Source organism: Gulosibacter massiliensis (genome assembly GCF_900626105.1).
GTDB classification, from domain to species: domain Bacteria; phylum Actinomycetota; class Actinomycetes; order Actinomycetales; family Microbacteriaceae; genus Gulosibacter; species Gulosibacter sediminis.
Genome location: NZ_UYZX01000001.1, coordinates 756011 through 780557, shown reverse-complemented (window position 1 = coordinate 780557; position 24547 = coordinate 756011). Strand labels below are relative to the sequence as shown.

The 24547-nt window shown below is 68.2% G+C and carries 23 protein-coding genes and 1 pseudogene; 10 read left to right on the top strand and 14 right to left on the bottom strand.

Features of this window, described 5'->3' with window-relative positions; genetic code table 11:
- Window positions 1-88: 88 nt before the first annotated feature.
- The gene (locus tag EJL01_RS03835) at window positions 89-1450 is read right to left on the bottom strand and encodes an MFS transporter (protein ID WP_125106321.1); all 1362 of its coding nucleotides are present in this window, start codon (window positions 1448-1450) and stop codon (window positions 89-91) included.
- Between the two features lie 166 nt (window positions 1451-1616).
- Between EJL01_RS03835 and EJL01_RS03830 the strand changes: the two genes are divergently transcribed.
- The 6 genes from EJL01_RS03830 to EJL01_RS03805 all read left to right on the top strand — a co-directional run bounded on the left by EJL01_RS03830 (window position 1617) and on the right by EJL01_RS03805 (window position 7723).
- Window positions 1617-2276, top strand: coding sequence for a response regulator transcription factor (locus tag EJL01_RS03830; RefSeq protein ID WP_125106320.1), 660 nt, complete (start codon window positions 1617-1619; stop codon window positions 2274-2276).
- On the top strand, window positions 2273-3646 hold the full coding sequence (locus EJL01_RS03825; RefSeq protein WP_125106319.1) for a sensor histidine kinase: 1374 nt from the start codon (window positions 2273-2275) through the stop codon (window positions 3644-3646). The genes EJL01_RS03830 and EJL01_RS03825 overlap by 4 nt, the downstream gene beginning before the upstream one ends.
- 26 nt (window positions 3647-3672) lie before the next feature.
- Window positions 3673-4575, top strand: coding sequence for a TAXI family TRAP transporter solute-binding subunit (locus EJL01_RS03820; RefSeq protein WP_164509705.1), 903 nt, complete (start codon window positions 3673-3675; stop codon window positions 4573-4575).
- Between the two features lie 185 nt (window positions 4576-4760).
- Window positions 4761-4970, top strand: coding sequence for a heavy-metal-associated domain-containing protein (locus EJL01_RS03815; protein ID WP_125106317.1), 210 nt, complete (start codon window positions 4761-4763; stop codon window positions 4968-4970).
- A 112-nt stretch (window positions 4971-5082) separates the two neighbouring features.
- Window positions 5083-7353 carry a heavy metal translocating P-type ATPase gene (locus EJL01_RS03810; RefSeq protein WP_125106316.1) on the top strand — a complete coding sequence of 757 codons (2271 nt, stop codon included), beginning with the start codon at window positions 5083-5085 and terminating at the stop codon, window positions 7351-7353.
- Between the two features lie 58 nt (window positions 7354-7411).
- A complete protein-coding gene (locus EJL01_RS03805) occupies window positions 7412-7723 on the top strand; it encodes a metal-sensitive transcriptional regulator (protein ID WP_125106315.1) in 312 nt (103 codons plus the stop codon).
- A gap of 89 nt (window positions 7724-7812) precedes the next feature.
- Here EJL01_RS03805 and EJL01_RS03800 read toward each other — a convergent pair.
- Window positions 7813-8322 (bottom strand): annotated as a pseudogene (locus tag EJL01_RS03800) (ABC transporter ATP-binding protein); the annotation flags it as partial.
- Window positions 8323-8333: 11 nt separating this feature from the next.
- Here EJL01_RS03800 and EJL01_RS03795 point away from each other — a divergent pair.
- Window positions 8334-9896, top strand: a complete 1563-nt coding sequence (locus tag EJL01_RS03795) for a recombinase family protein (protein WP_081609408.1) — start codon at window positions 8334-8336, stop codon at window positions 9894-9896.
- Between the two features lie 105 nt (window positions 9897-10001).
- On the opposite strand, the gene EJL01_RS03790 is transcribed toward EJL01_RS03795, so the two are convergent.
- From EJL01_RS03790 to EJL01_RS03775, 4 genes are all read right to left on the bottom strand, one after another.
- Window positions 10002-10607, bottom strand: a complete 606-nt coding sequence (locus EJL01_RS03790; protein ID WP_006213382.1) for a hypothetical protein — start codon at window positions 10605-10607, stop codon at window positions 10002-10004.
- Window positions 10608-10626: 19 nt separating this feature from the next.
- Window positions 10627-11196 carry a single-stranded DNA-binding protein gene (locus EJL01_RS03785; protein WP_006213381.1) on the bottom strand — a complete coding sequence of 190 codons (570 nt, stop codon included), beginning with the start codon at window positions 11194-11196 and terminating at the stop codon, window positions 10627-10629.
- Between the two features lie 81 nt (window positions 11197-11277).
- Entirely contained in the window at window positions 11278-13065 is a 1788-nt protein-coding gene (locus EJL01_RS03780; protein ID WP_063249311.1) for a type IV secretory system conjugative DNA transfer family protein, read from the bottom strand.
- Window positions 13062-13532 carry a hypothetical protein gene (locus tag EJL01_RS03775; RefSeq protein ID WP_231882187.1) on the bottom strand — a complete coding sequence of 157 codons (471 nt, stop codon included), beginning with the start codon at window positions 13530-13532 and terminating at the stop codon, window positions 13062-13064. The genes EJL01_RS03780 and EJL01_RS03775 overlap by 4 nt, the downstream gene beginning before the upstream one ends.
- 168 nt (window positions 13533-13700) lie before the next feature.
- Between EJL01_RS03775 and EJL01_RS03770 the strand changes: the two genes are divergently transcribed.
- Together EJL01_RS03770 and EJL01_RS03765 are read left to right on the top strand one after the other, a co-directional pair.
- Window positions 13701-14066 (top strand): ArsR/SmtB family transcription factor, encoded by a 366-nt coding sequence (locus EJL01_RS03770; RefSeq protein WP_197464170.1) that lies wholly within the window; start codon window positions 13701-13703, stop codon window positions 14064-14066.
- Between the two features lie 44 nt (window positions 14067-14110).
- Entirely contained in the window at window positions 14111-15340 is a 1230-nt protein-coding gene (locus tag EJL01_RS03765; RefSeq protein ID WP_006213377.1) for an MFS transporter, read from the top strand.
- 138 nt (window positions 15341-15478) lie between these two features.
- On the opposite strand, the gene EJL01_RS03760 is transcribed toward EJL01_RS03765, so the two are convergent.
- The 3 genes from EJL01_RS03760 to EJL01_RS03750 form a co-directional block, all read right to left on the bottom strand.
- Complete coding sequence (locus EJL01_RS03760) at window positions 15479-16978, bottom strand: TraC family protein (RefSeq protein ID WP_006213376.1); 1500 nt, start codon at window positions 16976-16978, stop codon at window positions 15479-15481.
- Window positions 16975-17421, bottom strand: coding sequence for a hypothetical protein (locus EJL01_RS03755; RefSeq protein WP_006213375.1), 447 nt, complete (start codon window positions 17419-17421; stop codon window positions 16975-16977). The genes EJL01_RS03760 and EJL01_RS03755 overlap by 4 nt, the downstream gene beginning before the upstream one ends.
- Window positions 17422-17541: 120 nt before the next feature.
- Entirely contained in the window at window positions 17542-18462 is a 921-nt protein-coding gene (locus EJL01_RS03750; protein ID WP_006213374.1) for a hypothetical protein, read from the bottom strand.
- A gap of 67 nt (window positions 18463-18529) precedes the next feature.
- On the opposite strand from EJL01_RS03750, the gene EJL01_RS03745 reads away from it, so the two are divergent.
- Window positions 18530-19228 carry a hypothetical protein gene (locus EJL01_RS03745; protein WP_040560313.1) on the top strand — a complete coding sequence of 233 codons (699 nt, stop codon included), beginning with the start codon at window positions 18530-18532 and terminating at the stop codon, window positions 19226-19228.
- A gap of 6 nt (window positions 19229-19234) precedes the next feature.
- Here EJL01_RS03745 and EJL01_RS03740 read toward each other — a convergent pair whose 3' ends face one another.
- The 5 genes from EJL01_RS03740 to EJL01_RS03720 form a co-directional block, all read right to left on the bottom strand.
- A complete protein-coding gene (locus tag EJL01_RS03740; protein WP_006213372.1) occupies window positions 19235-20707 on the bottom strand; it encodes an SCO6880 family protein in 1473 nt (490 codons plus the stop codon).
- A gap of 5 nt (window positions 20708-20712) precedes the next feature.
- A complete protein-coding gene (locus EJL01_RS03735) occupies window positions 20713-22146 on the bottom strand; it encodes a TrbL/VirB6 family protein (RefSeq protein WP_006213371.1) in 1434 nt (477 codons plus the stop codon).
- A 30-nt stretch (window positions 22147-22176) separates the two neighbouring features.
- Entirely contained in the window at window positions 22177-22503 is a 327-nt protein-coding gene (locus tag EJL01_RS03730; protein ID WP_006213370.1) for a DUF6112 family protein, read from the bottom strand.
- Between the two features lie 129 nt (window positions 22504-22632).
- Window positions 22633-22899 (bottom strand): DUF6112 family protein, encoded by a 267-nt coding sequence (locus tag EJL01_RS03725; RefSeq protein ID WP_006213369.1) that lies wholly within the window; start codon window positions 22897-22899, stop codon window positions 22633-22635.
- On the bottom strand, window positions 22899-24545 hold the full coding sequence (locus EJL01_RS03720; protein ID WP_040560324.1) for a M23 family metallopeptidase: 1647 nt from the start codon (window positions 24543-24545) through the stop codon (window positions 22899-22901). The genes EJL01_RS03725 and EJL01_RS03720 overlap by 1 nt, the downstream gene beginning before the upstream one ends.
- Between the last annotated feature and the right edge of the window lie 2 nt (window positions 24546-24547).

Here is a 24547-nt window from a genome sequence, read left to right as displayed (position 1 = left end):
GCAGTTGAGTGGTCGTTTTTTGTAGTTCTGGCGGTGCCAGAACTACAAAAAACGACCACTCAACTGCTAGGGGCGACCGGAGGGGGCGTTAGCTGGGCTGGCGCTCCAGGGTGTGGCCGTCGGCCTCGGCGTGGAGCTCCTGCTCGTGGTCGAGCCAGGTGCGACCGTGGTTCTTGAGGAAGAAGACGTAGACGACGAGCGAGGCGGCGATGACGGCCGTCACGTAGACGATGAATATCGGTACCTGCTCGGCCGCGCCGGCCGCCTGGTAGAGCACGGGCGCCGTGCCGCCGAAGATCGAGTTCGCCATGGCGTAGCCAAAGCCGACGCCAAGCGCGCGGATGTGCGACGGGAACAGCTCGGCCTTCACGACCGCGTTGATCGAGGTGTAGCCGGTAAGGATGACGAAGCCACCGACGAGAATCGCGAAGGCCGTGAATGCGCTCGTCTGCTGCGGCAGCAGGGTGAGCAGCACCCACGTGTAGAGCACGCCGCCGATGCCGAAGAACACGAGCAGTGTCTTGCGACCGATGATGTCGGAGATCCAGCCGCCGAGCGGCTGCAGCAGCATCAGGATCGTCAGGGCGATGAGGTTGATGACGGTGCCCGTGATGACGTCGTCGCCGGCGAACGCCGACTTCACGATCGCTGGCCCGGTAACCGAGTAGGTGTAGAACGCGACCGTGCCACCCATGGTGACGAGGAAGCAGAGCAGCAGCGGGCGCCACTGGTTCACGAGCAGCTCGCGCATCGAGCCCGAGGCCTTTGCACCGCCCGCCTTCGTTTCGGCGATGACCTCGGCCGAGAGCGACTCGTCCATGGTGCGACGCAGCCAGAACACGACGAGCGCGGCGACGCCGCCGATGCCGAACGCGATGCGCCAGCCCCACTCGGAGATCGCCTGGGTGTCGAGCGTGAGCACCATGATGAGCAGCGTCGTCTGTGCGAGCACGTGGCCACCGACGAGGGTGACGTAGTGGAACGACGAGAGGAAACCGCGGCGGCCGGGAATCGCGGCCTCGGACATATAGGTCGCGCTCGTGCCGTACTCGCCACCGGTGGCGAAGCCCTGCAGCAGGCGGCAAAGAATGAGGATGACCGCGGCGCCGATGCCGATCGTCTCGGCGGTCGGGGTGATCGCCACGGCAAACGAACAGATCGCCATGATCGTCACCGACACGGTGAGTGCTTGCTTGCGGCCGTGACGGTCGGCATAGCGACCAAAGAACCACGAGCCGATCGGGCGCATGAGGAAGGTCACCGCGAAGATGGCCCACACGTAGATGGTCGAGTTCTTGTCGTCGGCATCGAAGAACTGTGACTCGAAGTAGGTCGCGAACACTGAGTAGACGTAGACGTCGTACCACTCGACAAGATTGCCGGTCGAACCCTTCAGGGTATTGGAGATAGATCGCCGCAGCGATGCTGCGGGCGCGGTTGTCGTCGACATGCGTGTCCTATCGGATGCGGGGTTGTGCGGGTCTTGCGCCACCGTCGACATCTGCGTCCACGGTGGCGCTTGGCTACCGTATCGAGGCGCAGAACGGCCCGCCGGGAATCCTTACGGGGCCTTAACACGCACTCGCCGAGTGCTGGTGCCGCATAAGATGACACTCATGCGAGTGCTGGTGGTTGAGGATGACGCCTCGGTCGCGGCCGCGCTCACCGCGGTGCTCCAGCGGGCCGAGCATCAGTGCGCGCACGTGACCTCCGGCGCCGGACTCCTCCAGAGCTATCAGGGCGCCGACGTGGTGCTGCTCGACCTCGGCCTCGACGACATGGATGGGCTTGAGGCGTTGCGACTGCTGCGATCGCGCAGCGAGGTGTCGGTGATCGTCGTCACGGCGCGAGGCGACGAGCGCTCGACCGTGGTCGCGCTGCGTCGGGGCGCCGACGACTACCTAATCAAGCCGGTGCGCGTGCATGAACTGCTCGCCCGCATCGAGGCGGTGCGCCGTCGCTACGTGCAGCGGCAGCCGGATGCGCAGGAGATTCGCGCGGGCTCGGTCGCGGTCGATCTCGGCGCGCGGAGCGCCACGGTCGACGGCGCGGAAATCTCGCTGACGCCGACGGAGTTCTCGCTGCTGGCGGAACTTGCGCGCAACGTGGGTGCGGCCGTGAGTCGGCCCGAGCTCGTGCGCGGGGTGTGGGGTCCCGAGTATCCCACGAGTTCGCGCGCAGTTGACGTGCACCTCGCGCAGTTGCGACAGAAGCTGCCGCCCGGCACCATCACCACCCTGCGCGGCTTCGGCTATCGCTTTGAGGCGGCGCCGTGAGGCGTCGGGTGCTCATCCCCTCGGTGCTTCTGGGCCTCATCACGGTGATCGTGATTCTTGTGACGGCCGGCCATGGAATCGCCGTGACGCGCACCCACGAGGCGACGCTGCAGCGCATGGCGGCGATGAACGAGATCGTCAGCCGAGCCGAAATCGCGGTGACGGCGGGCGATACGGGCCAACTCCAGAGCTACCTTGACCGCTTCGCCGAAACCTATGGCGATGCCGTTGCCGTCATTGACGGCCGCGGTGTCGTGCTGGCCGACTCCGGTGGCCTCGACACGCACCGCGACGACGTCACGACGCTCGCGCTGTCGGCGGGCCGTTCCGTGCCCCGGCTGACGATCCCGACCATCCGCCCCTGGAGCGATTCGACGGCGCTGCTTGCAGCGCCCTTCGAGGGGCTCCCGGGCGTGACCGCCGGTGCCGTCGTCGTCGAGACGAATCTCGTCGAGGCCCGCACCGACGTGACGACGTCATGGGCGCTCATCACAATGATCGGTTTCGTGCTGCTCGGCGCGCTGCTGCTCGCGCTCTACCGCTGGACGAACTGGATCTTGCGGCCCGTGCACGCGCTCGACCGGGCAACGCACGCGATTGAAGAACATCGGGCCGTGAGCCTGCCCGAGCGGTCTGGGCCGCCCGAACTGCGCCGGCTCGCGCGCTCGTTCGCCCGCATGGCCGGCAGCGTCGAGGATGCGCTCGAGCAGCAGCGCGGCTTCGTCGCCGAGGCCTCGCACCAGCTTCGTAACCCGCTCGCGGCCATTCGGCTGCGCATCGACGGCCTGCCGCCGAGCGAAGAGACGCGCGCCGTTGACGGCGACCTCGATCGTCTCGAGCACATCGTTGACCGGATGCTCGTGCTCGCGAATGCCTCGCACCGCGCGACGGCGGCCGCGAGCGGCGAGGCGCCGACGAGCATGACCCAGCAGCTCGACCTCACCGATCGGGCGAACGCGGCCGAGGTGGTCGCAGCTGCGCACGCGCCGGACGGGCTGCGCATCCGAGCAATCGCGGGGGAGCGCGTTCCGGTGCTCGGCGCGTTCGGCGACCTCGTCGAGATCACCGAGATTCTGCTCGAGAACGCGGCGAAGTACGCGGGCGGGGCGCCGACCGTGACCGTGTCGCTGCGCGACGAAGCGGGCAGCACCGTGCTCGAGGTAGGTGACGATGGCACCGGGCTCGAGACCGACGATCTCGCGCAGGCCGGTAACCGCTTCTGGCGGTCCGATCGCCATCGTGGCTTGCCCGGGACCGGACTCGGGCTCGCGATCGTGCGCCAACTCGCGCTCGCGCACGATGGTGAGATGCGTGTACTCCGATCTGCCGCGGGCGGTCTCCTCGTGCGCGTCGAGGTGGTGCCGCAGTGAGCGGGCTGACGAGACGCGGATTTCTCGTGGCGGTCGGCACCGTCGCGCTGCTCGGCGTAAGCGGGTGTGGCCGGCGGCGCGAGGCGACGCCGCTCGCGATGGCGAGCGGTGAGGCAGGCGGAACTTACTTGCAGTTCGGCGCGCTGCTGCGGGATGCCGCCGCGAGGGCAGGGGTTGCTGAGCTCGAGGTACGCGCGACAAAGGGGAGCTTCGACAACCTTGAACAGCTCGTGTCGGGCCGCGCCGACCTCGGCATCGCCCTCGCCGACTCGGTGGCCTCGCGCGACGACGACCTCGTCGCCATTGGCCGCGTCTATCAGAACTATCTGCAGTGCGTCGTGCGCCACGACAGCGACATCGTCGCGCTCGCTGATCTGCGCGGGCACCGTGTGGGCGTTGGTGCACCGAGCTCGGGCGCGGCCTACACCGCGCGACTGATTCTCGAGGTAGCGGGTCTGCGCGAGGGTGACGACGCGGTCGACGAGGTTGAGCTTGGCATCCAAGCGGCGAGCGATGCGCTCGTGGCGGGGGAGATCGACGCGCTGTTCTGGTCGAGCGGCATTCCCGCGCCGGTGATTAGTGAGCTCACGGCGTCGCCGGGCGTGCGATTTGTCGAGTTGACGGATGCGCTGCCCGGGCTCGATGAGCAGCATCCGGGCAGTTACTTGGCGACCGCGCTGCCGTCGGGCGCGTACGGGAGCTCGGCCGAGACCCCGACAGTGGGGACGCCGAACTACCTGCTCGCGAGGCCCGACCTCGCGGACGAGGTCGCCGCCGGGCTCGTCGACGTGCTCATCGCCGATGCGGAGCGCCTCGTGCCCGCGGGCTCGGTCGGCGTGCAATACCTCACTTCGGCGAACCTCATCGACACGGCGCCGGTGCCGCTCCATCCGGCCGCCGCGGCCCGCTACCGCCACCACTACGGCTGAGGGGGTTGAGTGGTCGGTTTTTGTAGTTTTGGCACCGCCAGAACTACAAAAACCGACCACTCAACCCCCTTCAGAAGTGGGGGCCGTGCAAGGTTTTTGACGCGTCGCGGAATACCCGCTGGGGGTATATGGTTGGACTCGAGCAGGTACCCAGTGGGGGTATCGAAACGCGAGGAGGAACTCCAATGACTTCGAATGACTACCAGGTAACCGGTATGACCTGCGGCCACTGCGAACTGTCGGTTCGCGAAGAGGTCAGTGAGATCCCTGGCATCAAGGACATCCAGGTCAGCGCCCAGACCGGCAAGCTCAGCGTTACCGCCGATGGCGACATCGACGACGCGAAGGTGCTCGCTGCGGTCGAGGAGGCCGGCTACTCGGCGGTGCGCGTCTAACGTACGCGTCAGGAAAGCTCGCGAGCGACGACGCGCGCAGCCCGACCGTTCGCGTTCTGGCCACAGCCCCTCGAGCCGGTCGTCGTACGAAAGCTGAGAAAGTAGGAAGAGGATGAGCACATCAGCTCCCACCACGGGAGGCCCGGCTATCGAACTCGAAATCGGCGGCATGACCTGTGCTTCCTGCGCGAACCGGATCGAGCGGAAGCTGAACAAGCTCGATGGCGTTGCTGCCACGGTCAACTACGCCACTGAGAAGGCCAAGGTCACAGTGCCGCCCGACTACGACCCTGCACTGCTGGTCGCCGAGGTCGAGAAGACCGGCTACACGGCAACCCTGCCGAAGCCGAAGAACCCCAGGGGGACTCCTGAAGGCGGCGACAGCGAGACCGAGGAAGATCGCGAGCTCACCTCGCTTCGGCACCGCCTGATCGGCTCGGTCGTGTTGACGGTTCCCGTGATCGCGATGGCAATGATTCCCGCGCTGCAGTTCCCGTACTGGCAGTGGCTCTCGCTGACCCTCGCGGCGCCGGTGATCATCTGGGCGGCCTGGCCGTTCCATAAGGCCGCGTGGATCAACCTCAAGCACGGCGCCGCGACGATGGACACGCTCATTTCGATGGGCACCTTGGCCGCGCTGCTCTGGTCGGTCTATGCCCTCTTCTTCGGTACTGCCGGCATGCCTGGGATGACGCACGCGTTCGAGTTCACAATTGCCCCGTCCGACGGCGCGGCGAACATCTACCTCGAGGTCGGCGCGGGCGTGACCATGTTCATCGTCGCCGGCCGCTACTTCGAGAAGCGTTCGAAGCGCCAGGCCGGTGCCGCGCTCCGCGCCCTGCTTGAGCTCGGCGCGAAGGACGTCGCGGTGCTGCGTGACGGCGTCGAGGTGAAGATTCCGACGAACGAGCTCGCCGTCGGCGATGAGTTTGTCGTTCGCCCGGGCGAAAAGATCGCGACCGACGGCGTCGTGACTTCGGGCGCATCCGCGGTCGACGCGTCGATGCTCACGGGCGAGTCCGTGCCGGTCGAGGTTCGCCCCGGCGACCCGGTGACCGGCGCGACGGTCAACGCCGGCGGTCGCCTCGTGGTGCGCGCCACCCGCGTCGGTTCTGACACGCAGCTCGCCCAGATGGCGAAGCTGGTCGAGGACGCGCAGACGGGTAAGGCCGAAGTACAGCGGCTCGCCGACAGAATCTCGGGCGTCTTCGTGCCGATCGTCATCGTGATCGCCATCGCCACGCTTGCAGCCTGGCTCGTCGGTGGCCACCCCATTGCCGCGGCCTTCACCGCCGCGGTTGCGGTGCTCGTCATTGCCTGCCCGTGCGCCCTGGGGCTCGCGACCCCGACCGCGCTGCTCGTCGGCACGGGCCGTGGCGCCCAACTGGGCATCCTCATCAAAGGCCCTGAGGTACTCGAATCGACTCGCAAGGTCGACACGGTCGTGCTCGACAAGACGGGCACCGTCACGAGCGGCAAGATGACGCTCACCGAGGTCATCACCGAGCCAGGCGTCGACCGCGCGGAACTACTGCGGTTCGCGGGCGCGCTCGAAGACTCCTCGGAGCACCCGATCGCCCAGGCGATCGCCAAGGGCGCGACACAGGAGGTCGGTCAGCTGCCGACGCCCGAGGACTTCGCGAACGTCGAAGGCAAGGGCGTGCAGGGCATCGTCGACGGCACCGCCGTCGTGATCGGCCGCGAGTCGCTGCTCGCCGACTGGGCACAGCAGCTGTCGCCGCAGCTCGCGGAGGCGAAGGCGCGAGCCGAAGACGAGGGCAAGACCGTCGTCGCGATCGGCTGGGATGGGCAGGCTCGCGGCCTACTCGTAGTCGCCGACACCGTCAAGCCGACGAGCGCGGAGGCGATCCGCGGGCTCAAGGCGCTTGGGCTGACGCCAGTGCTGCTCACCGGTGACAACGAGGTGGTGGCCCGCCAGATTGCCGCCGAGGTTGGCATCGACGACGTCATTTCCGAGGTACTGCCGAAGGACAAGGTCGACGTCGTCACCCGCCTGCAGGGTGAGGGCAAGGTCGTCGCGATGGTCGGGGACGGTGTGAACGACGCCCCGGCGCTCGCGCAGGCCGACCTGGGCCTCGCGATGGGCACCGGCACCGACGTCGCGATCGAGGCCTCCGACATCACGCTCGTGCGTGGCGACCTGCGGGCCGCGGTCGACGCCATCCGCCTCTCGCGCAAGACGCTCGGCACGATCAAGACGAACCTGTTCTGGGCCTTCGCTTACAACGTCGCCGCGATTCCGCTCGCAGCGCTCGGCATGCTCAACCCGATGCTCGCGGGTGCGGCGATGGCGTTCTCGAGCGTCTTCGTCGTCGGCAACAGCCTTCGCCTGCGTGCCTTCAAGAGCGTCGCCTCGAAGTAACCCCTACCCTCGAAGTCAGTATTCGTTCCTACCGGAACGACAGAGTGAAGGACCAGCCATGTCAGTCGAAATCGACTCCCGCGAGCACCACCACGGCTACATCAGCGACAAGGGCCGCTACCTCAGCCGCATGAAGCGCATCGAGGGGCAGGCCCGCGGCATCGCGAAGATGATCGATGACGAAAAGTACTGCATCGACATCCTCACGCAGGTTTCGGCCCTCACCCGCGCCCTTCAGGGCGTTGCCACCGGCCTCCTCGATGACCACCTGAAGCACTGCGTGCTCGACGCCGCGAAGCTGAGTGACGAGGCCGCCACCGAAAAAATCGAGGAAGCCACCGAGGCGATCCGTCGTCTAGTCCGCTCCTAACGAGCGCGCGAAGGGGGTTGAGTGGTCAGTTTTTGTAGTTCTGGCACCGCCAGAACTACAAAAACTGACCACTCAACCCCCTCAACGGGTTAGTCGAGGGTGTCGGAGAGCTCGAGCCAGCGTTCCTCGAGGGCGGCAGCCTCGTCGTCGAGCGAGGTGATGGCGGCCATCTCCGCCGCGAGCAACTCGTAGTTCGACTGGTCGAGGTCGGCGAGCTTGGCCCGCGCATCCGTCGACTGCTGCTGCAATCGTTCGATGCGGCGCTCGAGTGACGCGAGTTCCTTCTCGGCCGCGCGCAGTTCGGCACCCGACAGGCCCGACGTGGCGGATCCGGTGATTGCGCTCGCCTGCGCGGGGTTCGACGCCGAGGCCGTCATCGGCTTGCCTGCGCCGGCATCGCGCAGCGACAGATACTGGTCAACGCCACCCGGCAGATGGCGCAACCCACCGTCAATCACGGCGTACTGCTGGTCGGTCACACGCTCGAGCAAGTAGCGGTCGTGCGAGACGACGATGATCGTGCCCGGCCAGGTGTCGAGGAGGTCCTCCATCGCCGCGAGCATGTCGGTGTCGAGGTCGTTCGTCGGCTCACCCAGCAGCTAGATGGCAGATGCAAGAGGAGCACCTGTCTGTCATGGAGACTCGACTACCCACCCGACCACCGGCTTCCGAGATCAAGGCTCTCATATACACGCGAGCCTCGATGGATCGTCACTACCTCATGCGCTCGACCGACGATCAGGAGACGGACTGCCGCGCCTGGTGCGCGCAGCAGACGTGGAATGTCGGCAGGGTCATCACCGATGCCAATCGATCTGCATCGAAGTGGCGCACCCGCGAGCGTGAGGGGTTCGAGGAGGCTCTCCACCTGATCGCCTCCAAGAAGTATGACGCGTTCGTGACGTGGGAGCCCTCCCGCGCCGGACGTGAGCTACTGGCGTACGTGCAACTGCGTGCGGCTTGTCAGGAAGCCGGTGTGCTCTACCTGACGAAGGGCCGGGTCTATGACTTTTCCCGCCATGACGACAGCTTCATGATGGGGCTGGAGTTCCTCACTGCGGAGAAGGACGCCGCGGTGATCCGGGACCGGCAGCTGCGCACTGTGCGGCTCAACGCGCAGAAGGGTCGCCCACACGGTCGGCTCCCCTACGGGTACCGCAGGGTGTATGACGAGCAGACGCGTGCGCTGGTTCGTCAGGAGATCGACCCGGGAAAGGCCTCGATCATCATCACGGCCGTCGATGAGATTCTGGACGGGGTCTCGATCAACAACATCGTGACTCGCCTGAATCGCGCGGGGGTGCCGACCCCGATGAAGCCGACGTCCGACCAGTCGCGAGGTTGGATGAGCTCAACCCTGCGCCAACTCATCAAGAGTCCAACGATTGCGGGCCTGCGCATGTATCAGGGCGAGGTCATCGGTGAAGCGGACTGGCCGGCGATCGTTCCGGTCGAAAAGTGGGAGAAGGTCAACCAGATCCTTGCGGACCGGGCTCGCCGTACTCGGTACGTGGAGGAAGGCAACCATAGTCACCCCAGGTGGCTGCTGTCATTCATTGCCAGGTGCGGCTTCTGTTCGCACCCCTTGGTGCGCATTCATGGTGCCGTGGATCGCAAGCGGACTGGGATGCCTCGAGACAACTACATCTGCGGGAAAGTGGGGTGCCGGAAGGTCAGTATCGACATTCCCTACACGGACGCTTACGTCACCGGCGCACTACTTGGTTGGCTGTCCAAGCCTGAGAGCCTAGCGGTCATTCTGGGCCCGGACGACAACTGGAACGAGCGGGTCCGCGAAGCCCAGGACCATGTCGCAGCACTGCGCAGGCGCCTCGCCGACGCAGCGGGCGAGTATGCACAGGGCCGGATCAGCATGACGATGCTGGCCGATGTCGAGGAACGCCTCAAGCCCGAGATCGAACGTGCCGCGAAAGCCGCCGTTCCCCCGGTCGCCGACAGGCAACTCCTCGCACTGATCCAGACGAAGGATCTGGATGCCGCATGGGAAGCTCTCGACCTGGTCGAGAAGCGCCGCATGCTCAAGATGCTGCTCGACATCCGGATCGAGAAGGCCAAGACCATGGGCGGCCGCTTTGATCCGGCACGGATCAAGATCACTCCTCGGTTCTCGGTTCCCGAGACATATCAATGGAGGCGACCAGAATCGTCCTGACCGCTGCGCCCTGACGGTCAGTCGGCGGTAGGAACGACGCGCCGAGCTCTCGCCCCAGCTCCTGGAGCCGCGAGAGCTCGGCGCTCGTCTGCTGAGCTGCGGTACTCATCGCAGTTCCCCGGTGCGCGGATCGGCGCCTGCGAAGAAGGCGTCCTCGGCGGCGCGGCGTTCGGCGACTCGTGCGGCGACGTACTCGACGAAGTCGGCATCGCGGTCGGCGACGAACACGTCCTCGACCGGGTCGGCGGGGTCCTCGCCGGGCCAGGTCGTCTGCCTGGTTGGCCGGTCGCGGTCCAGGCGGGTACCGGAGGCGGCGACCCATTCGCGCAGCCTGGCGCGGGCGTCGGCGAAGTCGCGATGCCACCCGAACGGGGCACTGCCGTTCTGCTCGGGGTGGTAGGCACACAGCCAGTGCAGATGCAGCGCTGAGAGCTCCCAGACGAGTTCGTCGTGGCGGTGCCAGAACGGTGGGATGACGCTGGCGGGCAGCCCGTAGGTGCGGCGTGTCGTCTCGACCCACCGGTTCAGGGCGTACCACTCCTTTTCGAGTTCGTCGGCGCGCAGCAGGTACCAGTTCACTGGGTGCGGCGGGCCGGGGTCCTCCTCGTCCTCGTCTTCGAGCATCCCCTCGTCGTCGAGGTCGAGCTCGTCCTCGGGCAGCTCCTCCACGGCGGGCTCACCGGGGGTCTCGTGGTCGCGGTCGTCGGTCATGATCGGGACTCCTCGGTGCTCACAGGCCCATGTCCGGCGACTGCCGGTCGGGCCGGTACTCGGGCGCGGCGAACGCGGCAGGCGTCTGCTGCTGCGCCACCTGCCGTTCCGGCTGCTCGGGAACACCGGAACCGGCGGACTGCTGGGCTGCGTCACGTTCGACGGTGGGTCGCTGGGCCTGTTCGCGGCGCGGGGTGCGGTCGACCTCGTAGGTGGTGCGGGCCATGTCGTGACCGAGCGCGGTCGCGACGAACCGCTGCTTCGTCTCGCCGGTGCTCTTGGACTGGTAGTCCTCCATGCGCCCCTCGGCGATGAAGAAGTCGTTCTTGGCGAGTTGCTTGTAGGCGCGCACGGCGACGCCCTTGTAGGCGACGAGGTCGTGGTAGGTGTTCGGCAGACGGGTGTAGGTGCCGTCGTCCTCGTAGTCCCAATGACGCTGCTCGACCTTCGCGTAGAACGCCGCTTTGCCCTTCTGAGTGGTGCCCAGCGTCGGCTCGGACTTGATGCGTCCCTTGAAGGACTCGCGGACATCCGCGCCCTGCTCGGGCTGGGTCTCGGGGCCGGTTCCTGGGTTCTCGTGCTCGGCCATCGTGCTGCTCCTGTCTTCCTGATGCGGCCACCTGTCGTGGCGGCCGTCGTGACAGGCAGGTGCACACGAGCTGTCCCGGACCTACCGAGGCGGGTCGGGGCGGCGCAGCAGCGCCTCGATCTCGGCCCGGTCGGTCTTGAGCTGGTCGGCGTCGGCGCGAGCGGGCCAGGCGCGCAGATCGGTGACGATCGGCGGGGCCGCACGCAGCAGGGTCACCGCGGTGCCGAACGGGAGGGTCCGCAACCGGTCGGGCGGGAAGATCGCGACCCTGCGCACGGAGCGCTGGTTCTGGCGAGTGCCGTGATCACCGAGGGTGATCGAGTCGGTGTACTCATCACGTTCACCGATCAACGTGGACAGGTCTTGAAGGTCTTTGCTGTTCGAAGCCCCGCCGAGAAGAATCTTCACGATGGAGGCGTCCCAGATCGCGCCGGCCTGGTTCTCCGACCACTTGTCGCGCGCCTGCGCGAGAGACTGGAGCACGGGCAAACAGGTGATTCCGGTGCCACCGCCCTCGGCCATCAGCGTCGGCAACGACGGCAGCGGGGCGAGGTTGCCGATCTCATCCAACGCCAGCAGCAGTGGCGGGTCGAGACGGGCTCCGGGTGAGCGTGCCGCGATCCGCCGGGCGGTCTCCACGAGATCCTCCACCAACGCGGCGACCAGTGCTGCGGAGGCTCCGGCTCCAGCACCGGTCGCGAGGAGGAACAGGGTGCCCCGATCACGGATGAACGCTTCGGGGTCGAACTCCTCCCCGGGGCCGGGGCTGACGGCATCGAGCACCCGCGGGTCAGCGAGAGCACCGAGGGCCAGAGAGACGCCCTGCCAGATCGAATCGCGGGTCCTGGGGTCGGCGTCGATCATGGATTCCAGCGAGTCCGCCCACCCCGTGGCCGCGTCCGGGCTGTTGGTGAGGATCGCGACGGCCTCCGCCGCAGCCGAGGGGTCCAGGGTCCAGCGGAACAGCTCCGCCGGGGAACGCCCATCAAGAGCAGCGGCGTGCAGCAGAGCCTGCAGCGCAGTCCTCGTCTTGCCTTCCCAGAATCCGCCAGACTCCACCCCGCCGGCAGACAGGCCGGTGGCCGAGGCGAGGCCGGTAGCGCGGATCATCGCGGTGAGAGGGTCGGCGCAGCCACGCACGGGCGACCAGCGCATCCCCGCCGGGACGCCCTCGGCCAGGTGCTGGGGGTCGAACACTGCGACCGGGCCGTGCTTCTCTCTCGCGCGCAGGGTCGCGGTGAGGTTGTCCGGGCGGGTGCTGGTGGCGATCACCGCCCCCGGCGCGTCGAGGATCGCGGGGATTACCACGTGCAGGCCCTTGCCGGAGCGGGGTGGTCCGATGAGCAGGATCGAGTCCTCGACGCTGGCCCACACCTCCCGGCCCCGGCACATCCCGAGTCGGTAGCCGACATCCGCCGGGGTCGGCTTGGAGAGAGAGGGTCGCAAGTTCCCGGCGCGGGTGAGCAGCGCCGTAGGTGAGGCGACCGTGGCCACCTCGTGGCGGGTCGCGACTCCGGCGGTTGTGTGCGGGTCGACCTCGGTCTTGCGGGCGTGACGGCGCAGCCGCGTCCACACCCAGCAGCCGCCGGCGACCAGCCCGGCCAGCAGCACGACGGTCACGGCCCAGTAGGCGACCGCGCTCATCCCTGGCGCGTCGAGCGCGGCGGCAGGATCACCGGGCCGGAACAGCACCGAGATGCCGGAGGCGGGCCCAGCGGCGGGCTGGTCGGTGCCGGTGAGGAACGCGGCCACCGATCCGGCGCCGCGCAGGATCAGGGCGAGGCCGAACAGTCCGACCAGCCCGATCATCGCGGCGTTGGTCAGCTCGTCGCCGAAACTGCCGCTCTGGCGGCCCTGCGGGACGCTCATCGCAGCCTGCGCGCCACGACCGTGCCGGAGACGCGCCCGACCAGCAGCACCTCTCCGGCATCCCCGACCCGTCGCGGATCGAGCAGCCCCCGTGCAGTGCCGTCGCCGGCCGCGTCGGTGTCGGAGACGAGCACGGTGCAGGCGATGTCCTCCCCGGCGACGAACCCCTCCCCGGTGACCTCGATCAGCGCCGGCACCGCCTTGGGCCGTCTCGTCTTTGGGGCCGGCTCGGGTGCAGGGTCGGCGCGGCGTGGTTGTGCGGCGACGAGTTCGGTGAAGCTCGTGCCGTCGGCCTCGTGCACCTCCACCCGCACCGGCACCGCACGCTCCTGGCTGGCGTGGTCGATGATCTGCGGGAACGCGGCCCGCGACCACGGCCGCTGGTCGTCGTCGGGCGGATACACGGTGCCGTCGATCATCACGGTCATCGACCCGTCGGCGTGGATATCGAGGATCACGGTGCGCATCGACACCGGCACCGGCTCAGGGAGATTCGCATGTCGTCTCATGCCGGCCAGGTGCACAATCCCGTACCCGCACCGTTCATCCTGGCTGCTGCTGGCGCAGCTGCCGGGCCTCGTCCAGCACACGACGGCAGGGTTCCCTCACCCATACGCCGCTGTTAGTATCTGCGTATGGATGCAGATAAGCAGATGTGCGGCATGGATCCCGCGTCGGAATACGTCGATCTCGCCGCGGAGGTCTTGGGACTGTTGTCCGATCCGACGCGGATCAGGATCGTGCTGGCCCTGCGCCAGGCCGACGAGTTGCCGGTGAACGCGCTGGCGGAACTGGTCGGGAAGAAGCCCTCGGGGGTGTCGCAGCATCTGGCCCGACTACGGATGGCGCGGATGGTCACGACCCGGCAGGAGGGCACGAGCGTGCTCTACCGCCTCACCGACGAACACGCGGTCGCCCTGGTGGTCGAGGCGATCAAGCAGGCCGAGCACGCGGTCGCGAACGGGCAGATCCCGCCCCACCACCACGCACCCCGGCAGTAGTAGCCCGTTCGTCGCACAAACTCTCGTTCGTTAGGCCTCGTCTCATGCTTGCTGTCCTGCGCAATCCCACCTACGCGAAACTGTTCAGCGCGCAGGTCATCGCGCTGCTGGGCACGGGCCTGCTCACCGTCGCGCTCGGACTGCTCGCCTTCGAAATCGCCGGCGGCGACGCCGGCGTGGTGATGGGTGTGGCGATGACGATCAAGATGGTGGCCTACGTCGCCGTCTCCCCCCTCACGACGGCACTCACCACCCGTCTCAAGAGAAAGCCACTACTCATCGGGACCGATCTCATCCGGGCTGGGGTCGCGCTCTCGCTGCCGTTCGTGACCGAGGTGTGGCAGATCTATGTGCTGATCTTCCTGTTGCAGTCCGCATCGGCGACGTTCACGCCCGCGTTTCAGGCCGTGATCCCGTCCGTGCTCCCGGACGAGGGACAGTACACACGTGCCCTGTCGCTGTCGCGGCTCGCCTACGACTTGGAGTCGCTGGTGAGCCCGATGCTCGCCGCCGCCTTACTGACGGTCGTCAGCTTCCACAATCTCTTCGCTGGCACCGTGGTCGGGTTCCTTGCCTCTGCGACCCTGGTGCTTGTCTCCCGCTTTCCTCGCTTCGAGGCTCCCGCTCCGGCGCCGTTCTTCGATCGCCTCACCCGCGGCGCCCGTGCGTTCTGGGCCAGCCGGGAGCTGCAGGGCCTGATGGCGCTGAACCTCGTCGTGGCGACGACCACGGCGATGGTGATCGTCAACACCACTGTCCTCGTCCTGGGCGATCTGGGCCGCACCCAGTCCGATGCTGCGCTCCTGCTCGCCGCCTACGGAGGCGGCTCCATGATCGTGGCCCTGACCATGCCCAAGCTCTTGGAAGCCGTCTCGGACCGGCGAGTCATGCTCACCGGCGGCATCGCCCTGCCCGTCCTTCTCCTGGCCGGAGCCGGGGTGCTCGCCTGGACCGATGGCACGCCCCAGTGGGTCGGGCTGCTGAGCGTGTGGGCGCTGATGGGGGCGGCAACCTCCACGATCCTCACCCCCTCCGCCAGGCTGCTGCGGCGAGGCAGCACGGAAGAGAATCGGGCCGCGGTGTTCGCCGCGCAGTTCTCCCTGTCCCACGCCTGCTTCCTCATCACGTACCCCCTCGCCGGTGTTCTCGGCGCCGCTATCGGCCTTCCCGCCGTGGCTCTCGTCCTCGTCGGTATCGGCATTCTCGGCGCGGTCCTCGCCACCACTGCTTGGAGCGCTACGTCCCGCACTCTCGTGCAAGCTCACAAGCGATGAGCACAGGGAGCGCTCATGCCCTCCACGACCGCTTCGACAAAGATCGATCCGATCGCTCGTACGGTTGCATCTGTAACGAACATGCGACCCCACAGTCAAGGTCAGAACGTCTGGAGATCCGCGGAATCACGCGGATTCTTACCCTACGCGGGGTTGGTTTTTTCCGGGATCGGACATGCGGCTGGTGGTGTCGAAGAGCTCGTACTCGGCCGGGTGGAGCTGGTGCTGGACGACGAAGGAGCGTTCCTTGATCCGCCACAGCCCTTGTCCGGTGCCCAGCGTCGGCAGCAGCTCGCGCTCGGTGCCGGTCAGTCCAAGGGTCTTCGCGGTCGTGCCCAGCTGGTCGGATTCCTGCCGGTAGATGATGCGGGACTCCGCATTGGCGAGCAGGGAGTTCGCGAGCGAGCGCATGGCCGAGCCCTGGTCGCCGACGTTTTCCAGGTCGGTGAGCTTGTGGAAGATGAGCATGTTGCTGATCCCGTACGCCCTCGCCAGCCGCCAGTGCGCATCCATGCGCTTGAGCAACGCGGGTTCGGACATGAGGCGCCAGGCTTCGTCGTAGATGCACCAGCGCTGCCCGCCGTTCGGGTCCAGCAGCGCCGATTCCATCCACGCGCTGGAGCACGTCATCAACACCGACACCAGCGTGGAGTTCTCGGTGACTCGCGACAGGTCCAGGGACACCATCGGCAGGGTCGGGTCGAACACCTCCGTCGACGGGCCGTCGAACAGGCCGGAGAGGTCCCCAGCCACCAGTCGTCGCAGCGCGTGTCCGACCATGCGGCCGTCCTCGGCCAGCCGCCCGTCAGGGTCGTGGGAGGGAGACAGGAGGTGGTCGACGATCATCGGCAGGATCGGCACCTCGTTCTCCCGTACCGTTTCGGCGAGGGCGGTGTCGATCGCGGTGTGCTCCAGCGGCGACATGGGCCTGGCCAGCACGGTCTCGGTGAGCGCGCCGATCAGGTCGCGGCGGCGGGAGGCGACCGTCGTCTCCCACTCCGCATCGCTGAGCCCGGAGGGGCGGTAGCCCTCGTCGAGGGGGTTGAGGCGGGTGGGCAGGCCGTGGCCGAGCTGGATCGCCCGCCCGCCGACGGCGCGGGCGATCTCAGTGTGCTCGCCTTTCGGGTCACCGGGAACGTAGACCCGCCGCCCGAACGGCAGGCTGCGCGTGTACAGGCTCTTGGCGAGGGAGGATTTGCCGCTGCCGACGATCCCTGCGACCACGACGTTCGGGGCGGTGATGACCCCGGTCTGATACAGCACCCACGGGTCGTAGACGAACGAGCCCCCGGAGTAGAGGTCCTGGCCGACGAACACGCCCGCCGAGCCCAGGCCGCCCTCGGCGAGGAACGGGTACTGGGCCGACAGGGTCGCGGAGGTGTCCTGGTGGCGGGGCAGCCGGAACCGGCCCGGCGTCCGCAACGTTTGCTTGCCGGGCTCCCCGGCGGCGGGCAAATACCGAGTGGCCTTGCGCTCGGCCCGCTCGACCTCGGCCTTGGCTTTCGCTTCCGCGACCTCGCGGCGACGCTGCTCGGCCTGCAACCGGGCCGCGGCCTGGCGGCGCTGCGCCCGCAGCCGTCGCCGCTCGGTGGCCGGGGCGACCAGCACGGAGGTATGTAGGCGTTCCTTCTCGCTCACAGTCCCAACCCCCGCCCCTGACCTCTGCTGGACCCGGCGGGGTGCGGGTCGAACCACGACCCTGCCGGCTGCGCGACCCGCGCCTGCCTCCCCGCGCGCAGGGAACGCCGCGTCGTGTGCTTCGGAACGGTGGTGGGGTGTTCGATGGCGGTGACGGCACCGGTCAGGCGGGTCGTGGTCTCCTCCAGTGCGGTGCCGGCCTGATGGAGCTCGTCACCGATCTGCAGCCCGGTATCCCGTGCGAGGGCCGGGGCGCCGGGGAGGGTGTGGGCGACGGCGATCCGGTCGATCGCCTCCCGCATCGCCGTGGCCGCATCGCGCAGGTCGCCCAGCAGTGTGGCGGTGCCGGGACCCGTGGCCTGCAGTTCACTGTCCGCGGCGAGGTGGCGCAGGTTGCGGGCGGCCTCGGTGGCGAACGCGGCGGGATAGTAGACGGCGGACATGATGGCCTCCCAGGCACGAGAACGACGGGGATGTGGTGCAGGTGCACCCCACCCGCCCGGTCACGGACATGCCGGTGCCGCCGACCCCACAGGGCGGCGGCACCACGGGAGGTAGTCGGGTCAGAGGCCGAGGCCGCGGTCACGCTTGACCGCCGCGACGCCCGGATGCTCGAACCAGGACCCCTCGCTCACCGGCCCACGCCCGGCGGCACTGCCCGCTTCTCGTCCGGTGGCGCGTACCCCGCGATCAGAGAGCGCCGCAGCGGCAGCACCCGCCGCGCCCATCGCAGTCCCGGCCGAGGCGGCACCGCCGGCACTGCCCATGTCGGGGTCCATGGTCGGTGCGGGGGTGTCGGTGTCGAGGCTGTCCTCGGGCGCGATCTGGTGGTGGCGGTAGAGGGCGACGTGGCCGAGGTCCGGGTTGTAGGTCAGCGTGTACTCTCCCGTGCGTGCTTCCTTGTCCAGCGCCCCGATCGGTGGGGTGTCGTAGACGTAGCCGTTGAGCATGGCCGCGTCCGTGGTCTCCTCGCCGTAGTCGAAGCCGGCCAGGTGCTCGATCGCGGCGTCCGGGCCGTCACAGTCGATCAGCCACAGCACCGCATCGGCTTCACCGCCCTGGAGGAAGACGATGTTCACCCACCGCGACACCGGCCCCTGAACCCTGGTCATCTCCGTCTCGGCGGGTGCGGGCGGGGCGGGGTGCCAGGCGATGCGACCGGCAGCCTGCGAGGCACGGTTAAGCCCCTCCTCGACACGGTCCAGGGCGGCAGCGGCCTCGGAGAGCTCCCCGGCGGCCAGGCGGGCATCACGGATACCGGCGGCGGGGTCTCCGGCATCGTCGAAGGCGCGCCCGTCATGGCGGGCGTGGCGGGTGGCGAGCTGCTGGATCGACTGCTGCATCGAGCGCACCCCGGCCAGCAGGTCCCCAATCACCCCGTAGGCGTCCTCGGGGTGGGTGAAGTCGCGGCTGGCGTGCGCCAGGCCGCGCAGCGCCTGCGATGCCTCCTCGGCGTCGGCGACGGGATCGTAGAATGTAGGCACGGTTCCTCCCCTTGACTGTGGTGATCGAGAGGTACGCATTCAGAGCACGAACCAGCCGGAGGAGCACATGAGCGGTGAGGATAGGGCCAGCGATCAGCTCGCAGCGAGGCACACTCAGACCCTGCGACTGTTCAAACGCCGAGCGGAAGAGCTCTTCTCGTGCGAGCTCGCACGTCGTGACGATGCGATGAACCTGGGGCAACAGCTGCACATGAACTTCGTTGTCGATCAAGCCACAGGCCAGTCGTCTCTGGCAGGCATTCGCCAGGTCATTCCTCCCAAAGAGCAGGTGGCTTACGCACTCACACTGATCCGTCCACTCACGCTCACGAAGAAGGGCGACCGGCTCGCATGGGTAACGGTTCTTGCCGCGTTGGAGTACTTTCGGCCGGCGGACGCCACCAATGTCTCTGAGCATTTGACACAGTTGCGTGAGAACTGGGCGCAGTACCCGCCTCGCCGAATGCGGATTATGCAGGCCCCGATCGACCCAGAAGCAGCCGGGGTTCGTGTCAATGCCTGGGACAACGAGATCGCACGTATGTTCCTCTACGGTGACCTCGTCCATGGCGATGACAACGCCGAATTGCTGGACGCGCTCGGAGATGATCAGGTTGTCTTCTCCGCCGGTGCGATGGCGTCGGACGGCTTCATGTTGGTGAACAACACGTATCAGGTCATGCACTGGCTCCGACCAGATATCGCCCCAAACGACGCGCACTTCTCCCAACTCCTAGCACAGGAGAAGCCCCCGAAGGACAACTGAGCCGGCTCATACGGGCCGGGTCAGGGGCAAGGCCGCGGCTGTGAACGCGGCGGCCTGCTGGCCGACGAGGCGGCGGGTTTCGCAGGAGGCCTGGATGGCGGCCTGCTCGACCGCGGCGACCGCGGCGTCCAGTTCCTCGATGGTGGGCGCCGAGACGGCGACCAGACCGGTCACGCGCAGCACGCCGTGCCCGGCGGTGAGGTCAGCTTCCTGCTGGAGCACGTCGGTGTATTCGGCGGTCTGGGCGGCGTCCTCGATCTGTCCGATCCGGCGGCGCTGCGCGGCATCGGAGATGTGCTCGACCTTCTTCTTGCGGATGTCACGGGCAGCCTGATCGGTGCGCAGCGGGGTGTAGAGCAGCGACAGGGATCGCCCGATCCCTGAGGAGAGCACCAGCGGGGCGAGGAACCCCGGATACACCATCGAGCGGGGCCACTCGCTGATCCAAAGCACGACGTGGTAGCCGGTATCGGTGCGCAGCCTCGTCCAGGTCTCGGTCACCGCGACCGGGCCGGCGGTGGCCAGCGACTGGCCGATCTCCCCGTGCCGCTCCAGGGTCGCGGCGACGGCCGGGTCGTAGGCGCTGCGCAGGATCACGGCGATCTGCCCCGGGCTCAGCCACCCGGCAGGGGTCAGGTCCGCCGAGCGCAGCGCCGCGGTCAGTGTGCTCATCTCCTGGCGCAGCACCGCGGCCGCGCCCCGCAGCCCGCCGCCGGCGGTCCGGATCTGCCGGGCCGCCGTCTTCATATCCAGGCTGAGGCTGATCGTGGTGGCGTGACGCTCCCCGGCGGGCCCGGCGCGCTCGATCAGCTCGGCATACGTCCTCGATGCGAAGGAGTCGTCCTGGCTGCCGTGGGCGGCCCACCATTCGGCCAGGCCCGTGCCCGAGTCCGGCAGGGTGCGCTCCAGCACCTGCACGGTCGCGATCCGCCCGGACCGGCAGACGCTGGCCAGCACCCGCCCCCAGGAGGAGACCCGGCGGGCCTGCTCGCCGGGATCGAGGAGCACGAACGCGGGATGGCGGATCTCGCACACCACCGTCAGCGTCGCCTGGTGAGGGTCGTGGATCATGCCCGCCCCGCTCTGCGGGTCGACGTGCTCGCGCAGCCGCGCCATGTCACCGGGCAGCGCGAGCGTGCCCGCCGGCCTCGGAGCGACGATGCGGCGCCGGTAGGCCAACTGTCCGCCGGTGGTCCGCCACAGCCACCAGGCGGCCACGGGCACCCATTCCACGACCGGGCGCCCGGCGACGGGCATCCAGGTCAGCACGATCGAGGACACCCAGATCGGGGCGGTGTAGGCGATGAGCATCCCGCCGGCGTAGAACGCGCCCACCAGGGACAGCACTCCGACGGCGAGGGTCGCCAGCTGGGTCGCGGACAATCCCAGCAAGATGCCGCGGCGAGTCAATCTGCTGAATTTCACCGGCACCAGGTCGGTGCCCGTACGCGCTTCTTCGGCGCTGTGCTTGTTGCTCACGAGGATCACTCCTTCCCACCGGTCGGCGGCTTACTGGGCCCGTCGTCGGGCTTCGGGCCGGTCGGCAGGTTCGGCTGCGGGGTGCTGCGCGGCGGTGCCTGCGCGCCCGGCCCACTCCCACCGCTCTCACCGTTCCCGCTGGTGTTGGTGTTGCCGGTGTTCTGGTTGGCGCCGTCGGTGGCGGCCTCGGCCTGGGCGCCGATCTGCTTGCCGGCCTCGGGGCCGGCCGTCGCGGCCTTCTTCGCGACCTCCGCGCCGATGACCACCGCCGCGACCGGTCCCGCGGCAGCTCCCGCACCGGCCGCCGAACCGCCGGCGCCCGCACCGCCCGCACCTGCTCCGGCATCTGCTCCGCCGCCTGGTGGTGGCGGCGTGCCCCCACCGCCGCCGCCACCGCCGGGTGGGTTTCCGCCTCCGGGTGGGGGCGGTTCGTCACCCCCGCCCCCACCTCCTCCGCCGCCGTTGCCGTTGGTGTCGAGGATCTTCTTCGGGCCTTCGCCTTGCGGTGTGCCGGGCACCGGGACGGGTCGGTTCATGGCGTTCTTGGCTTCTTGTTCCGATCCCATGGTGTTGTAGAGGTCGAAGCCGAGGAACGCGATGACCCGGTAGACCATGTAGGGGGCGAAGGCGGCGATCGCGAGCATGACGATGCCGGTGATTGGCTCGGTGATCGCCGTCAGGTCCGCCTCGATGGGGGTTGCCATCTGGGTGATCGCGATGAGGAACACCACCACGAGCACCAGCTTGGAGATGATGAGGGCGAGTACGAACGCCGCCCACTTCCCGATCCACCCGCGGGTGGCATCCCACGCCGCACCAGCGAACGCGAGCGGGGCGAGCACGATCGCGATCAGCAGCAGAGCCTTGCGGATCAGCAGCGAGAACCACACGATCGCGACCGCGGCGACCATGAGCCCGCCGAGGAAGATCGTCACGATCGCCCCGACACCGGGGGCGGAGATGTTGATGGCGGTCAGTCCGGCGGCCAGCAGGATGATCTTGTCGCCCATCGTGGCCGTGGTCTCGCCGGCGGCTTGGATGATCCCGATGGTCAACTGGTCGGTGATCTCCAGCGCGAGCGCGGCCAGGGTGATGACCACGAAGGAGCCGAGCACGGCCTTGCCGGCCCCGAGGGCGGCGCGGGACAGCGCGGTGGGGTCGCGGCGGATCAGGCCGAGGATGAGCTGGAAGCAGAAGAAGATCAGCACGATGAACACGCCGATCCCGAACAGCAGGTTGTACACCGACACGTACCCCTCTTGGGTGACGTCGACCAGCGTGGTCGTGTCAAACACTGTCCACATGGCCTCGATCAGCCAGCCCGCCGCCCCGCCGACGGCCTGCGCGAACCAGTCGAACGGGGCGGCGATCAGCGACGCGGCCGCTTCACCGGCGGAGTCGCAGACCGTGGAGATGACGGGAACATCGCACAGCGCCATCACAGACCTCCCTCACACAGATAGGCGGGTTCAGACGGCCTGGCCGACGCCCCAGAAGAAATTGATCAGCGTGACCGCGGCACCGCAGATCACCGCCGCACCGCAGGAGATCAAGACGCCGATCTTGCCGCGGCCGGCCAGGTGGGGGTTGCTGGAGTTGGAGCCGAAGCCCCACACGATCGCCGAGACGATCAGCGCGAGGACGGACAGGATGAGGCCGACGGTCATGACGGCACCGACGATGGTGCGCAGCTGGTCGATGCCGGGCAGCCCCGAGTCGTTGGGGTCGATGTCGATCTGCATCGGGAGCATCGCCAAGCGGGCGAGGGTCCAGGTGGCGAGGGTCGTGATGGTCATGGCAGGGCGCTCCTTCGACAGATGAGACAGAGGTGTTCTCTCGACCAGGTGCACCCGACCCCGCCAGACACGCAGCAGCGCCCGCCCCCACAAGACCGGGGGCGGGCGCAGCAGCTTCAGCGCAGGGGTTCAGAGTTGTTGGCCGATGCCGATCAACCAGTTCATCCACGTGACCCCGGCGCCGGCGAGGATCGCCGCCCCGAGGGCGACGAGCACGCCGGTGCGGGCCTTGCCGGCGGCGGCGTAGTTCCCGGACGCAGACGCGATCGCCCAGACGATGCCGGAAATAATGAGCATCAGCACCGCGATGATGAGCACGAACGTCAACAGGGCGCCGATGACCTCTTCCAGGTCGCCGATGCCGCCCAGGCCCTCGAAATCGGGGAACACGTCCATCAGGCCCCACCACCCGAATCGGCGAGGGTGACGTGGAGGTGGTCTTGATGCCTCGTGGTGATATCGGTGCCGCGCGTGTAGTCGCGCCAGCCCTCGTCGTCACGGGCGAGGGACCAGATCTTGTCCTGCCAGATGAGGTAGTCGACTCCGAGGGTCTCGGCGTGGTCTTTCATCCAGTTCGTGACTTCCCAGCCCGCCTCGATCTGCGCGGGCGTGGGCATCTGCCCGATGGCGTTGCCGAACGCGATATCGCAGGCCCGACCCAGCGGGTGCTCCGAGACCGTGCCCGGCCGTGGCGAGTAGCACGACCAGGTCGTCTCGGGGAACGCCGCGATCGTCTGCTGATACAGGTGCAGGGTGCGGCGGGTGATCTGCCCGTTACTGGTCGGGTCGTCGACCAGCTCATCCGGGTCACCGGCCGGGGCAGGGTCAGGCTCCCCACCAGGCCCATTGCTGTCGGGGTCGCAGTCGCCGGCCGGTGGGCCGGTCTCGGCCTCGGGCAGGTCCGCGGCGTCGTGGGCGTTCAGCCAGGCGGCGGGGTCGGTGTGCTCACCGCCGGTGCCCCCGACATAGACCTCAAGGTGCAGGTGCGGGCCGGTGGACTGGCCCGAGGAGCCGACGTCGGCGATGTGCTGCCCGGCCCGCACCCTATCGCCGGCCTCGACGTGGATGCCGTCGGCCCAGGAATGGATGTACCCGGTGGCGACCTGCTCGCCGCCGACCTGATGTTCGATGACGACCTTCCCGCCCCACGCATCGGTGTACTCGGCGACGGTGACCGTGCCGTCGGCGGCGGCGAGGATGGGCGTGCCGTCCGGGGCGGCGAAGTCGCTGCCGGTGTGGAAGGACTGCTCCCCGGTGATCGGGTGGGTGCGCGGCCCGTACGGGTCGGTCGCCGTCCACGTGCCCTCGGGCAGAGGGAACACCACCCGCGAAGACTCCGCCGCCCCGGCCACAGCAGGCACCACACCAGGGTCAGTTTCGACGTTCGTGCCTGTGGTGCCGAGGAGGGTGTCGAGGATCGTGACGGCGACGGGGCTGTAGTTCTCGTACCGGTCGGGGAACGCCGAGACCTCCACGGCTTGGGCGGCCTCGCCTTTGCCCATGTCTTGCCAGCCGGGGATGTCCAGCAGCCCGCGCGGCGAGGGATGGTTCGGGCCGTCCGGGCCGCCGAAGAACGCTCGCGCCTGATACTCGGGGGCCATCAGCTCTGGGACCGACCCCCACCCGGCCTGCGGGCGCATCTGGAACAACCCCAGGCTGTCGTTGTCGCTGCCATCGCCATCGTTCGGGTAGTCCGCTGACTCCGGGTAGACGCTCGTGTTCGACAGCTGCCGCAGGGTCGACTCGGTCAGTGCGGCCATCAGCGCGATCTGGAGTCCGTCACGGTTCACGCCCTCGACGCCGGAGCCGGTCTCGATGATCGTGGCCGCGTGCGTGAGTTGCTTCTTGTTCAGCGTGAACGACTCCCCATCGCGCGTTTCGACGGCGAGCTCGTCGGGCACCTCGCCGACTTGCAGTCCGCCGCCGGGCACGGTGCAGGCCCAGGTCGCGGCGGGGTTCATCAGCAGCCCGATCCCGACCATCGACAGGAACGGTGCTACCAGCGCCAGTGCGAGCAGTCCGATAGCGAGCTTCTTGAGCACCA